Raw genomic sequence first — 12861 nt, 5'->3', positions numbered from 1 at the left:
TTAGCAGTAGTAGCCCTGATACCAATCGACAAAACGGGCGATTCCATCTGCGATCGCGGTGTTAGGTGCAAATCCAAAATCCTTCGATAAAGCCTCGACATCCGCATAGGTGGTTAATACTTCCCCTGGCTGCATCGGCAACAGATTGAGAGTGGCTGGTTGACCGATCGCCCGTTCCAGTGTTTGAATCAGCGTCATTAATTCAATCGGTTGATTGTTGCCAATGTTATAAACCCGATAAGGCGCTTGACTATCGGGCTGTTCTGCCAAATTCAACCGAGAATCTACCCCCTCAGGTGGGCACAGCATCACCCGCACCACGCCTTCAATAATGTCGTCAATGTAAGTAAAATCGCGCTGCATCTTGCCAAAGTTATAGACATCGATCGCCTCTCCGGCAAGAATGGCACGAGTAAACTTAAAATATGCCATGTCAGGTCTGCCCCAAGGACCATAAACCGTAAAAAAACGTAGTCCCGTCATGGGCAATCCATACAAATGGCTATAAGTATGGGCAATGAGTTCATCCGCTTTCTTGGTAGCGGCATACAAAGAAACCGGGTGATCCGTGCGATCGCTTTCTGCAAACGGCACTTTTGTATTGGCACCATACACCGAACTGGATGAAGCAAAAACCAGGTGCTTAATCGATTGTTGCCGACACCCTTCTAGCACGTTCACAAAACCCGAAACATTGCTGTCTACATAAGCCCAAGGGTTTTGCAAAGAATAGCGAATTCCCGCCTGTGCCGCCAGATTTACGACACAATCGAAAGGCTGCTGCTGAAATAAATTAGCAACCCCGTCGCGATCGCTTAAATCTAGCGCTTGAAACGTGAAACCTGATTGAGGCTGCAATTGAGCAAGGCGATCGCGCTTTAAACTGACCGCATAGTAGTCATTCAAATTATCAACACCATACACCTGCATCCCATCCTGCAAGAGTCGCTGCGCCAGATGAAATCCAATAAAACCCGCCGTCCCCGTCACTAAAACTTTCATCCAGCCATTCTACTTAAGCGTTGGGATCTTCTCAAAATGCCACAAGATTAAAAGCCAGAAGGTATTGAGTGAAAGTCCCCTGGCTGCTAAATTCTCAAAAATTTAATCGATTCAGGAACGCTTCACTGGATTCCTAAAACAGTCCTCGAACGGGCGCAGGTTGGGATGGGGGGGCTTGCGGGACAGGCTGCGAGAAAGGAGGCGTGGTGATCTGCTGGGGTGACAAATCCTGGGGAACTTGCAGCGGTGATTCCACATAGGGAATGAAGGTTGGATCGACCTCTCGCGGAAAGGCTTGCGTATCAATGCAGGAACTCAGCGCTACCGGAGACGATAAACCCGATGTGCCTCGACTGATGCCGACAACACAATTGGCATATTGCACTGGTTGCAGACTACGACGGCAGCTATCTAACACGTCACCTGCGACCGAATCCTTTAAAGCTCGGCTGATATCGTTGACACAAAATGCCATATCTTCGGGGCGGCGAACCTGGCGACAGGCATTCAACGCGTCGGTCGGCTCATAGCCGCTGACTCTGCTAATATCCAGCACGCAGGTAGACAAATTCTGGGGATACTGTGCCCGTGAGCAAGCCGAAACCGCTAGCTCTGGAGAGATCTTGAGGTTAATCAAAGAGGCGACGCAGTTACGGTAATCTGTTTGGGAATCCTTACGAGCCGCGATCGCCGGGGAGATAGGAGCCGCGATCGCCGCCAACCCCGAAAGGATTACCATACTGGCTAAGGTTTTAGGTAAACGAGTTGCCCATAGATGAGAGATTTCGGACAAATTAAATGGGCAGATCTGGAGTAATTTCATACCTTTTACAGCGTTAACGACATATCTACAACAAATTAAGACGGAAGAATCCAAAACGGATAAATTTAGTTCAAGGCGTGAGATAAGAATAACCGCAATTTAGCCAAAAGCAACGAGCAAAACGGTTCAAAGTCGAAACTGTTCAACCTAACGATCTGCAAGCTTCGATCAATCGAGGGTTGGCGAATGCAGCACTAGAATCAGTATGGAGCAGCGATCGCAGATGCATTATCGTTTGTTGCTTAATATATTACGCCCACAAGCCTCTAGACAGCCTCACTTCTTGCAGCGATCGCGCGGTTTTTGATCCGTTCAAGGTGGCGCTCATAGCGATTCATCAAAGGCGTAGAAGTAACTCCATGCAGAATCACTGAAACGATGACGGTGATAAAGGTAATCCAGGCGATTTGCTCACCCATCTCGCCCTTCAAACCCGATCCCAAAGCATAGGCAAGATAGTAAAGGGAACCCACGCCGCGAATGCCAAACCAGCCAAATAATAAACGCCGGAGTGGAGTATGGTTTTCACCCATGGTGCTAATCCAAGCTCCTAAAGGACGAATGAAGAAGATTAAGGTGCCTGCCACTAGAAGACCTTGGGGTAAAAATCGCAAAATGGGTTCAATTCTCAACAAAGACCCCAATAGGAGGATTGTGCCAACTTCCGATAGTTTTTCCAGAGTTTCGGTAAACTCAAGCTGAGAAAACTTTTTTTCTGGGTCGCGATAGGTTTTTTGGGCAACCACCCCCGCTACAAACACTGCCAAAAAACCATAGCCGTTGACTAATTCTGTGAGTGAGTAAGTAATCAGAATCATACTCAGCGCCACAAAGTCCTCCATTAGGCTATCAACCTCAATTAACTGCTGAGCCTTTTTATCGAGCCATACTACCGCTCTGGCGACGATGATTCCCATAGCAAAACCTGCCGCGATCGCCCAAATCACGTCCACTGCCACCCATTGAGTAACCCAGTTTTGCCAGGTGTCATCCTTCAACCAGTGCAACCCAAAATAAACGAACGGAAACGCTAGGGCATCATTCAACCCCCCTTCGGACGTTAAACCAAAGCGCAATTCATCCTTGTCCTCTGGATCAGAAATTTGCACTTCGGATGCCAAAACCGGATCGGTTGGCGCAAGAATCGCACCTAACAAAATCGCGGAACCCCAATCGAACCTTAAACAGAAATGGGCGATCGCGGCAACTGCAAAAATTGTCATCGGCATTAATAAACCAATTAGTCGAATCGTCGAGTTCCACGCCCAAGATTTGAGGGGGCGATTCATCTTTAAGCCGCAGCTAAACAACGAGATCAGAACTACAAATTCAGTCAGCCGCTCTAAAAATTCTGCTTCGGGACGTAACTGAACTAAGTTTAAGCCGTAGGGACTCAAAAATATTCCGACCAATAAATAAATTAGTGCATAAGAAAGGGGTAAACGAGAGATTAAGCCAGAGCCTAAAGTAACAAATAAAAGTAATATACCAATTACAAGCAGGTCAAGAATATAAACATCCATTAGTCCTAAATTTGTATTCCTAAACTTAGATTGACATCCTGATTATCATTGATGAGCAAGCAAATTTGAATACAGGAAAATAATCCTAAAGAGGGATTTAGGAAATGAAAAAAGGATAGATTTAGACCTGACAAGTGCAGATCTCAAGACTCAGCGTGATGAATCATTGGATAGATCATTTTGCATCCATCAACTCTTAAAGGATTGCCACGATTGGCGTAACGGCGGGATGATCGATCGCCGTTTCTAGTCAATTGTGCCGCCTTAATTTGAGCGTGGGATTTTTCCGATCGCCGCGATCGCTTTGGCGTTGATCATTACCCAATGGCAGTGCCGCTGGCATCGTTTTTACTGCGCTGGATACAGTGTTTGAAAAGGCTCTAGTTTTCCATCACAGGCGAACTTGGCTTTGAATTCCAGAAGTTTCAGCCCCGTACTCTGCACTTTATATTTTGCCTGAGAGCCACAGTCTCCCAATCCTCGATACTTAGAACTAATGGTCAATAGGCGCTGTTTCGGATCGTAGCTTGGTAAGCCTCCAATCGATGGACTTTCAACTTTTTGAATTTTACCGGCTTGATTTTCCCTAAATTCAGTCACCGTTAGTTTTGTCACTGCTTTTTTTGCCCTAGGCTGCTGATTCACCATCAAAAACTCATAGTTGCCTTGATATGCGGCTAGAAAGCATTGAAGCACCACGAAATATTGCTGGTTCGCCAGTTTATAGACCTCAGATGCGCGCTTTGCGGCTTCTAGATCTAAAGAGTCTTTGCAAAATCCCACTTTTTTAGATTTCAGTAGGTTATTCAGCACTGCTTTCTCCGCTGTAGACATTGCTGGATTTGGTGCTGCTGTTAGCTGGATCGCTGGTTTGATGGTGGGCGAGATAGGCATTTCTTTGGCAAAGGTATTGCCGCTCATCAAGGCGATCGCACCAAGGAGGAATGAGGATTGAATCAGTTGCTTCACGTTCATAAAGTTGCGAGAGGTAATGCTTTTATAGTTGACTCAACTCAATCACGTTTCCATCGGGATCTTGTGAAAAAATGGCGGCTCGTCCAGAAGCACTCAATTGAATCGGGCAACCATGCGATTGCAAGTGTGCCTTCGCCAATTCTAAGTCTGCCACTGCAAAAGCAATATGTCGATTTCGTCCCCACTTTTCCCGATTGTTTAGCGGTGCCGGAATGCCTAACATGAGATGAATTTGGTATCCATCCACCTCATACCAGGCACCAGGAAACTTGAGGGCGCGATCGCACTGTTCCAACCCCAGCACCGTTCCATAAAAATTCTTTGCTTTTTCTAGATCAGCAACCAAAATAGCCGTGTGCAGACAGCGAGTAATGTTCATATATAAAAAATTAGGGACATACCATGATACGCCCCCAATTTACCGTATTATTCTGTTTGTTAATGGAGCTGACGGGAGTCGAACCCGTGTCCGCCCTGGGTATTAATACATCACTCATTCACAGGTTTAGCGTTTCTAATCCTCAACGCGGGAATCGTCCTTTATCCCGGACGATAGGATTCTCTGGTAAAGTCTTAGCCAGTTACCAACCAGAGACGGTAAACTGGAGCATCCGTTGGGGGGTTGGTCCATCATCCTTAACGGAGTCAAATGACGGACGCTCGAACCGCTAGGGGTTGTTAGGCAACAACTAGTGCTTGCTTACGAGCAAAGGGTACGATGTTGTTCGCATGTACTGTTTTTTGAGCCATTGATTTCCGAGAGGTAGCTCGCTCTCGACCTGCATCACAATGTAACGTTCGCCAACACGTCGAAACCGTTACAGCCCCGCGTAGTGTTTTCTCATTATAGCCCTATGAATCCAAAAGCTGTGATATTTATTGCCAAGAGTGCAGGGCAACCACATCTAAATTTTTCGCTAATTTTGGTTGCACATCAGGTCATCTCATGATTCACAGTCCTGATTGGCTGATTTTGAGGGCGATCGCTTCTGCCACCTTAATCCCGTCAATCCCAGCGGACAGGATGCCCCCCGCGTACCCGGCTCCTTCGCCTGCTGGATATAGACCCGCCGTATTCAAACTTTGCCCGTCGGCTTTGCGCGTGATCCGAATGGGCGAAGAGGTGCGGGTTTCAACTCCAGTCAACACCGCATCGGACATAGCAAATCCTTGAATCTGTTTATCAAAGGCAGGTAGCGCTTCCCGGATCGCGGCGATCGCATAGTCAGGTAGGCTCTGGCTCAAATCCCCTAACTGTACGCCTGGGGTGTAGGATGGCTTGACCGTACCGAATGCCTCGGAGGGGCGATCGGCGAGAAAGTCACCCACCAGTTGCCCCGGCGCGTCATAGGTGCCGCCGCCCAGCTTAAAAGCTTGCTCTTCCAACCGTCGCTGAAAGGCAATCCCAGCTAGGGCATCACCGGGATAATCGGCAGGCGTGATGCCCACCACAATCGCGCTGTTGGCGTTGCGCTCGTTGCGAGAATATTGGCTCATGCCATTGGTGACCAGCCGTCCTGGTTCCGAGGCTGCCGCGACGACTAATCCCCCCGGACACATACAAAAGCTATAGACTGATCGCTGGTTTTGGCAATGGTGAACCAGTTTATAATCTGCCGCACCCAAGAGCTTATGACCCGCGCGATCGCCAAACCGAGCGCGATCGATTAAGAGTTGCGGATGCTCGACTCGAAAGCCGATTGAAAAAGGTTTTGCTTCAATATAAACGCCGCGATCGAACAGCATTTGAAACGTATCGCGGGCACTGTGACCCACCGCAAGTACGACATGATCGCTGCGAAGATATTCGCCACTCGCAAGCACCACTCCACGCACCTGCCCATCCTCGATGTCGATATCGTCAACTCGACTTTGAAATCGAATTTCGCCACCGAGTGCTTCAATTTGGGCACGTAGATTTTGGACAATTCCGACTAATTTAAAGGTGCCAATATGGGGCTTGTTGATATAGAGAATTTCCGGTGAAGCTCCGGCATTCACCAGTTCTGTCAGCACCTTGCGCCCGTAGTGTTGTGGGTCTTTGACCTGACTGTAGAGTTTGCCATCTGAGAAGGTGCCCGCTCCACCCTCACCAAACTGAGCGTTGGATTCTGGGTTGAGTCCGCTCTTTTTCTTCCAAAAATTGAACGTATCAATCGTGCGATCGCGGACTGCTTTTCCCCGCTCCAAAAGAATTGGACGAAACCCCATTTGCGCCAGCATCAGACCCGCAAACATGCCACAAGGACCGGTCCCAATCACGATCGGTCGCGTCGCCAAAGTATCCGGCGCTTTTGCCTCAAACCGATATCTCATGTCTGGCGTAACCCTGACAGTCGGATCTTTTTTGAACTGCTGAAGCAGACGCTTTTCCTCAGCCGTTTCCACATCCAAAATGTAAACCAGCGTCATCTCTTCTTTCTTGCGCGCATCAAAGCTACGTTTGAAAATCGAATAGCCAACGAGCGCTGCTGAAGGGATTTGTAGTTTTTTGAGGATAGCAGCGGCGATCGCCTCTTCAGGATGATCAAGCGGCAGTTTTACTTCGGTGAGTCGCAACATAGTCAGCAATTAAAGTCCCTACTCTGTGGGGAAGTTAGATAGTTAGATATCAGGGAGAGCATCGCGGTAAAGAAACCAATAGAAATCCAGTATTTTTCTGAACCAGCTAGTTTGGCGATCGAGCTAGCCACAAAAACAGTCGTGGTCACAGACCCCATCACTGATGATTTGATTCTGGACTATGACGGTGATGGCAAAGTGGTTGCGATTACCCTAGGCAGCTATTCTCACAGTATAGAGATGATTAACCTACAAGCACTAGGAGTCCCTCTTTTAGCTGCATCATCTCAAAAACTGTCGCTTTTTATTCTCGCGGTAGACCGGATACTTATGGCACCTAAAGCCGAGACCGGACAAACTTATCTAGGCGCTCCATGCCTTTTTTGATGGTGTCCGTGTCGGTGGCGTAGGAAATGCGAACATAGCCATCGCTGCCAAAGGCGATGCCCGGAACCAAAACGGCTTGTTGTTCTTCCAGCAACGCTTCACAAAATTCGATCGACTTCATGCCCGTGCGTTTGATGTTGGGCAACAGGTAGAATGCGCCGTTCGGTTCCGCACAGGTGATACCGGGCATGTCGTTGAGGTAGCCCAGCATTAGTTTCCGACGTTGTGAAAACGCTTTCAGCATATCTTGGATGAAATCTTGCGAACCTTCGAGGGCTGCGATCGCCCCATACTGGGCAAACGTACAGACATTGGAAGTGCTGTGTCCTTGAACCAAACTACACGCCCGAATCAGTTCAACGGGAGCCGCCAAAAATCCAATCCGCCACCCCGTCATGGCATAGGCCTTGGCAAATCCGCTGCTGATAATCGTGCGTTCAAACGCCTCTGGGCTAACCGCTCCAATGCTGAGGTGTTCGGCTCCATCGTAAAGTAGTTTTTCGTAAATCTCATCGGAAACGACATACAGATCATTGTCTAGGACTACTTTTGCCAAGGCGCGAACTTCATCTGGTGAGTAAACCATGCCCGTAGGATTGGAAGGCGAGTTCAACACAAACAGGCGTGTGTTCGGTGTAATTGCTTGCTGTAGCTGCTCTGGGGTTATTTTAAAGCCCGTGGTTTCATCGGTTTGCACAATCACCGGGGTGCCACCTGCCAAAGTCACCATTTCGGGATAGCTGAGCCAGTAGGGGGCAGGGATAATCACTTCATCCCCTGGCTGAATCGTCGCCATCATCAGGTTATAGAGGGAATGCTTGCCGCCGTTGGTCACAATGATATTTTCAGCGCCGTAGCACAGCCCATTATCTTTTTGCAGCTTTTGAGCGATCGCCTGCCGCAGTTTCATCTCACCTGCCACGGCTCCATAGCGAGTTTTGCCCGCTTCTAGAGCATCTGTTGCGGCTTGGCGAATGTGGGCTGGCGTGGGGAAATCTGGCTCTCCCACGCTGAAATTACAGATATCAGCACCCTCCGCTTGCATGGCTTTCGCCTTCGAGTCAATCACCAAGGTGAGGGAAGGGTTCACCTGCTCAACTCGTGCTGCCAGTCTCATTTGCATCCCGGTTACCATCGCTGCTTAGATTTAATCAGAATACCTCAGCTATCTTGGACTAAAGCATGGTTTTTAATATTTTGTCAGCAAACCCAGACGATGCCTTTAAATTACACTTCTGCCTTCGTTGCGATCGCCGCCCCTAACTTCGATCGCCTGGTTCACTTTTACCAAGCACTTTTTGCCCAAGAACCGACCGTTTACCGTCCCACTGTCTACGCAGAATTTCATCTACTAGGACTAAAACTAGGTATCTACCAACCCAAGGTTAGCGATAAGTTAGATTCGACACCTGATGCTGCCATTAGCCTTTGCTTAGAAGTCGTTAATCTAGAAGCCGCGATCGCCCACCTCACAGAATTGGGGTACCCTCCCCCCGGTAAAATTCTTACCGCGTCTCATGGCAGAGAAATTTATGGCTATGATCCTGATGGCAATCGATTGATTCTGCATCAAGCGATTGATCAATCTACTGATTAGTCAAACTACTTATTAATCAAATTCACCAAATTCTAAGATGGGGCTATTGCCTGAAAGCACCTCATAGTCGCCAATTAGGTTTGCCATGACTACTTTGCTGACCCGCCCACTGCGCCAATAGCTAGTATGGTCGGAGATGAGTCCTAGTGCCATTGCCACATCGCCAATGCTTTTTTTGAGAAAATTACGTTCTCCTAGATAGCGATCGCGAAAGAATAACTCACTATCATCCAAATTCAGGCTAGAGCGCAGAGGATAGGCAAAAATGTCCGATGCATGGATCACATTGATCCATCGTAGAGCCGTGCCGGAATAGGTGCTGGCAAATGTTTTCAGCCGTTGGTCATCCACATTCATCATTTGCTTGAAGATCAACAACGGACAGCCCAATGTGGTGATACTGCGGAGCTTCACTTTGCGCTTATTGGGCGAATCGACTAAATCTTTAATCACGCTGCGAAAGTAGTAAGCCGGATCGGAAGATCCATAGTCTGAAAACAACAAATCCCACAAAATGACGCTGCTGAGGGAATGGGCTATTATATGCAGGTCTTCATCGTAGGGATTATCAGTCAAAAAGTTGAGGAACTGCATTGCCACTGTGCGGCGGATTTCGCGCCCTTGTTGACTACTAAGATATTTAAAAATATCTTGAAAGAAACCAGTAATCAGTTGTTCTCGACGTTGACGGTAGTGAAAAACATCATCGACATCAACTTGAGGATTATCCCATTTGAAGTTTTCTAGGTCTTGCTGGACATAATCCCAAATTTCATTCGGGCTACCTAATTCTTCGCCCCAATAGCTGGAATAAAACTCAGGTGAAGTCAATCCGCGATCGGAAAAATCTGCAATCAAGCGATCGCGGAGTGGATCGGCATAGCCCGATCGCCGGACTGAAGCCCCATGCATAAACCACACTAGCATTCTGCGATCGCTCCCCACTCATAATGATTTCTATGCCCCAAAAGGCGCTTACCATACTATCTTTTTACCATCATGGAGTCTCACTTTAGGCAAATGCCAGATTTAGGGAATTCGCTTTGATTCCAATGAAGCCTTAGCCAGTGCTATTTCAACCTCATCGCTATGAATCGTTTTCAACAAGTTTGCGCGATCGCGCTGTCTATTTATGTGTTGTACCTTTTGAAAGCTGCTGCTGGGATTGATATTTCGTCGCGATACCACGCGATCGATTTGATTAAAATTCCTGCAAATTCTTTAATTCATCGCTTCAATGATGCAGTACGCTTTTTGACTCAAGCTTAATTTTACTTAAGCTTCGTCTGAGCCTTCCCTCATAAGCCCCCAACAGTCTTGGGCGATCGCCCAATTTTCTTGAGTATGAATCACCAGCACCTTTACTTTTGAGTCTGATGTAGCGATATCAATATCTACGGGATGGCTGTTATTTTTTTCAACATCAATCTTTACGCCCAGAAAATCAAACGTCTGACAGGCAAGCTCTCGCACTAATGGCACATTCTCGCCCACGCCTGCCGTAAACACGATCGCATCTAGTCGATCCAAGTTTGCTACCATCGACCCGATCGCCGCCTTGAGATGATGGATGTACATATCAAATGCTAACTGAGCGCGATCGTTGCCTTTTTCAATCTCAATCAAGATCTGGCGCATATCTGCACCGACTCCAGAAATGCCTTTCAGCCCCGACTCTTGGTTGAGCATAGTATCCAATTCATCAGCAGTATAGCCTTGGTTCCGCATCAGATAAATCAAAATGCCAGGGTCAAGCGAACCAGAGCGACTGCCCATCATCAAGCCGTCCAGCGGCGTAAAACCCATCGTTGTATCTACGCTGTAGCCATCTCGAATGGCGGCTAGAGAGCAACCATTGCCCAGATGACAGGTAATTAGCCTTAGATCGAGCAAATCGTGCCCTAGAAGTTGAGCCGCTCGTTCGGAACAATATTTATGACTGGTGCCGTGAAACCCATAGCGACGAATCCCGGCTTCAAGCCAGTCATAGGGTCCCGGATACACATACACATCAGGCGGCAAATGAGCATGAAAAGCAGTGTCAAATACGGCAACCTGCGGCAGTTCAGTTCCCAAAATCTGCTCGATAATTTCAATTCCTTCTAGATTGACGGGATTGTGAATCGGTGCAAAGTTGGCAAGACGGGCGATCGCTGTTTTCACCGTTTGCGTGATTCGCACACTCTCGCGATAGTCTGCCCCACCATGCACAACTCGATGCCCCACTACATTGATTTCGCTAGATGCCTCAATGACCTGAGTTTCACCCTGCCACAAGGTTTGCAATAGCTGGGTGATTGCCTCCGCTTTAGAGGTAAAAGGCACGATGTCGTTTAAAACCTTGCCATGCGCTTTCACCTTAATCGCTGCTTTCCCCGGCTCCACCGTCCAGTCGATCTCCCCTTCCCAGAGTGGCTCTGGTGGCTGATCTAACACCTCACCCGAAAACTCATAGAGGCAACTTTTCTGGCTGCTAGAACCAGCATTTAGCACCAATATCTTCATAACGCACAACTTTTCAACACCCTCCAAAGCCTACGCACAACTTTTCAACACCCTCCAAAGCCTACGCACAACTTTTCAACACCCTCCAAAGCCTACTGCATTAGATCGAAACTCTTTGTATCGCAGGCTCTTCCTGAAAAGAAACCGCGTCATCCCTAATGAATGTAGAGGTTTTGCAAATTGGATGAACTAAGGTTGTGGAGTTGAGAGTCTAAATCATGGCTAGAGTGAGTGCGCTTTTTATTCTGGGTTGATGGCTTCTGGGGGCTGTAAGGTTGGTTTTTTACTGGACAGCCTGTTGATATTAGCCGGATCAGCAGGCTGGGGAACGGGGACAGGCTGAGTCAGAGAAGCCGCGATCGGGGTGAGGATTTGGGCGGTTTGGGTTTGTTGTTGAAGCTGCTGAGTGGAAGAGACTAAGCCGCTCAATCCGTTTACCAGATTTTTTAAGTTACTGCGAAACTTAGGATCGCCGGTTAGCTCATCCAGATCAGCGGTAATTTTCTGGGAATTTTGGAATGTTGCCCTAGCGGAGTCTAACGTTTGTTGCAACACCAGCAGGTTCGCCGGACTGTTTAGAGCATCACTTGCAGCCCTTAAATTGGTTGAAGCTTTGGCGGCATTTGCAGAGAGAGTTTCTAGATTTTGGATAAATTCACCCTGCTCAACCTTGCCAAGCACCGTGCCCAGTTTGCCGATAGAAACCCGTAGATCGCCGCTTGTAGCACTGATGTTATCTAAGGTAGAAACCAGGGTTGCTCGGTTTGTTGCCAGCAAGCTATTGACCTGAGATGCAGTTGCGCTTAGTTGGTTGGCGGTTTGGGTAATCGCTTGGGCGGAAGAAGACAGATTTTTGAGTTCTGAACGAGCGTCTTTTGTGAGCATCGTAAACTCACGGCTAAGGGTCGCAATTTCAGCAGCGGCGATCGAAGTGTTTTTGACGACCCCGTTAACGTTGGCAAAAAATTGGGGGTCAGTATACAGATTGGCAAATCGAATTGTTGCGCGTCCTAATTCGTCAATGCTAAAGCCGGGTTCACCGGATAGACGCGCTTGATTGCATAGAATGGGTCCTGGATTACAGTCCTTGGCTAAGGGAGTTGTTTTGACTGTGGGAGGGAGTTGGGTTAAGGGAGTAAGTTCGATCGCGGTTTGGCTAATGAGTCCCGACTGATTCACTTGAGCGATGACTTGTTTAGGAATCAAAACGGTTGCCGGAGAAATTTCTGCTTCAACTTCGACTTTGTTAGGCTGGGCACGAATCCCTATAATTTTGCCAACCGTCACCCCGCGATAGCGCACGGGTGCCCCAGTCTGTAGCCCAACGGCATTCGCAAATTCAATGAAAATTGTGAAGCTACGTTTACCAGGCTGGATTCCTTGAAGCCATAAAGCAATCCCAATAAATAATCCAATGCCTGCCAAAATTAGCAAGCCTACTGAGCCTTCTCGCACTGTTCGCGATCGCATACGTTGCCCTCACACAA

The 12861-nt window shown here is 48.0% G+C and carries 13 protein-coding genes and 1 other RNA gene; 3 read left to right on the top strand and 11 right to left on the bottom strand.

Annotated features, from left to right (window positions below):
* The 7 genes from AC1S5B_RS27170 to AC1S5B_RS27140 form a co-directional block, all read right to left on the bottom strand.
* Nucleotides 1–1002 (bottom strand): NAD-dependent epimerase, encoded by a 1002-nt coding sequence (locus AC1S5B_RS27170; protein ID WP_482038778.1) that lies wholly within the window; start codon nt 1000–1002, stop codon nt 1–3.
* Nucleotides 1003–1135: 133 nt separating this feature from the next.
* A complete protein-coding gene (locus tag AC1S5B_RS27165; RefSeq protein ID WP_482038777.1) occupies nt 1136–1825 on the bottom strand; it encodes a hypothetical protein in 690 nt (229 codons plus the stop codon).
* A gap of 266 nt (nt 1826–2091) precedes the next feature.
* On the bottom strand, nt 2092–3348 hold the full coding sequence (locus AC1S5B_RS27160) for a cation:proton antiporter (RefSeq protein WP_482038776.1): 1257 nt from the start codon (nt 3346–3348) through the stop codon (nt 2092–2094).
* A 348-nt stretch (nt 3349–3696) separates the two neighbouring features.
* Nucleotides 3697–4323 (bottom strand): DUF1176 domain-containing protein, encoded by a 627-nt coding sequence (locus AC1S5B_RS27155; protein ID WP_482038775.1) that lies wholly within the window; start codon nt 4321–4323, stop codon nt 3697–3699.
* A 22-nt stretch (nt 4324–4345) separates the two neighbouring features.
* On the bottom strand, nt 4346–4702 hold the full coding sequence (locus AC1S5B_RS27150; RefSeq protein ID WP_482038774.1) for a VOC family protein: 357 nt from the start codon (nt 4700–4702) through the stop codon (nt 4346–4348).
* Between the two features lie 60 nt (nt 4703–4762).
* Nucleotides 4763–5151, bottom strand: a transfer-messenger RNA (tmRNA) gene (gene ssrA / locus AC1S5B_RS27145).
* A 123-nt stretch (nt 5152–5274) separates the two neighbouring features.
* Nucleotides 5275–6885, bottom strand: a complete 1611-nt coding sequence (locus AC1S5B_RS27140) for an NAD(P)/FAD-dependent oxidoreductase (RefSeq protein WP_482039014.1) — start codon at nt 6883–6885, stop codon at nt 5275–5277.
* A gap of 48 nt (nt 6886–6933) precedes the next feature.
* Here AC1S5B_RS27140 and AC1S5B_RS27135 point away from each other — a divergent pair, with 48 nt between their 5' ends.
* Nucleotides 6934–7272 (top strand): DUF2283 domain-containing protein, encoded by a 339-nt coding sequence (locus AC1S5B_RS27135; RefSeq protein WP_482039013.1) that lies wholly within the window; start codon nt 6934–6936, stop codon nt 7270–7272.
* On the opposite strand, the gene AC1S5B_RS27130 is transcribed toward AC1S5B_RS27135, so the two are convergent.
* Nucleotides 7223–8407 (bottom strand): pyridoxal phosphate-dependent aminotransferase, encoded by a 1185-nt coding sequence (locus AC1S5B_RS27130; RefSeq protein WP_482038773.1) that lies wholly within the window; start codon nt 8405–8407, stop codon nt 7223–7225. The genes AC1S5B_RS27135 and AC1S5B_RS27130 overlap by 50 nt on opposite strands.
* A gap of 81 nt (nt 8408–8488) precedes the next feature.
* Between AC1S5B_RS27130 and AC1S5B_RS27125 the strand changes: the two genes are divergently transcribed.
* Nucleotides 8489–8869: a VOC family protein gene (locus tag AC1S5B_RS27125; RefSeq protein ID WP_482038772.1), complete on the top strand. Its 381-nt coding sequence runs from the start codon at nt 8489–8491 to the stop codon at nt 8867–8869.
* 12 nt (nt 8870–8881) lie between these two features.
* Here the strand turns inward: AC1S5B_RS27125 and AC1S5B_RS27120 are convergent, their stop codons facing one another.
* Entirely contained in the window at nt 8882–9796 is a 915-nt protein-coding gene (locus AC1S5B_RS27120) for a hypothetical protein (protein WP_482038771.1), read from the bottom strand.
* Between the two features lie 162 nt (nt 9797–9958).
* On the opposite strand from AC1S5B_RS27120, the gene AC1S5B_RS27115 reads away from it, so the two are divergent.
* The gene (locus AC1S5B_RS27115) at nt 9959–10138 is read left to right on the top strand and encodes a hypothetical protein (RefSeq protein ID WP_482038770.1); all 180 of its coding nucleotides are present in this window, start codon (nt 9959–9961) and stop codon (nt 10136–10138) included.
* Between the two features lie 6 nt (nt 10139–10144).
* Here the strand turns inward: AC1S5B_RS27115 and AC1S5B_RS27110 are convergent, their stop codons facing one another.
* Nucleotides 10145–11374, bottom strand: coding sequence for an acetate kinase (locus AC1S5B_RS27110; RefSeq protein WP_482038769.1), 1230 nt, complete (start codon nt 11372–11374; stop codon nt 10145–10147).
* Nucleotides 11375–11614: 240 nt separating this feature from the next.
* Nucleotides 11615–12844, bottom strand: a complete 1230-nt coding sequence (locus AC1S5B_RS27105; RefSeq protein WP_482038768.1) for an MlaD family protein — start codon at nt 12842–12844, stop codon at nt 11615–11617.
* Nucleotides 12845–12861: the final 17 nt, after the last annotated feature.

It is taken from the genome of Leptolyngbya sp. CALU 1928 (genome assembly GCF_056784215.1).
The sequence above is the reverse complement of the archived record's forward strand: the minus strand, read 5'-3'. Positions and strand labels throughout refer to the sequence as shown.